Here is a 664-nt window from a genome sequence, read left to right on the forward strand (position 1 = left end):
CCTCGAATTGCCTTACAGGCAAATACGGTCTTAGAAGGAGGAAGTAATCCAACGGGAGTAATTGTCTACAACAATGGAACGGAAATGGCTGCAGGTTTTTACTACTGGGACGGTTCAAAATGGGAGTTGTTAACGGGAGATAGCTATGTAAGCAATCAGCTTGTTGAACTGGAAGAAAAATTGGAGGAACAAATCAACAGCATTATCAATGGAGGTAATACAGAAGAAACAGATGTTAGCTACTTGGTTTCTTTTAATCCAGAAACAAACAAATACGCTTACCTCAAACCTAATACAGAGGGAGGATATGATAAAATTGACTTGGATTTAACTGCTATTGAAACTAATACTTTTTTCAAAACGGTGTCTAAAAAGGTTAATGTCGGTACGGAAGATGAAAAAGATGTGATTACCGCTTATATCTACTTCTCAGAAGATGTAATTAAAGCATGGAGAATGAACAATTCAGATGGACCTATTGAGGACATTAACAATGATTTAGGAACAAAAATAGATATTTTAGGTATTGCTACAGAAGGCTTTGGCGATATGGTGAAGAATGAGACAAACATCAAAATCTTACAAGAGATTATTCAAAACGCACCCAACAATGTGTCAATTGAAATAAGAGAAGGAGAAGGGGAGTTTTTGGTGTACTATGATG

Annotated in this window: 1 pseudogene; it reads left to right on the top strand. The window is 36.4% G+C overall.

Annotation, left to right across the window (positions count from 1 at the left end):
• Window positions 1-664 (top strand): annotated as a pseudogene (locus ACLJX0_RS15370) (hypothetical protein); the annotation flags it as partial.

Source organism: Myroides sp. DW712 (genome assembly GCF_046557355.1).
Taxonomy (GTDB): Bacteria; Bacteroidota; Bacteroidia; order Flavobacteriales; family Flavobacteriaceae; genus Flavobacterium.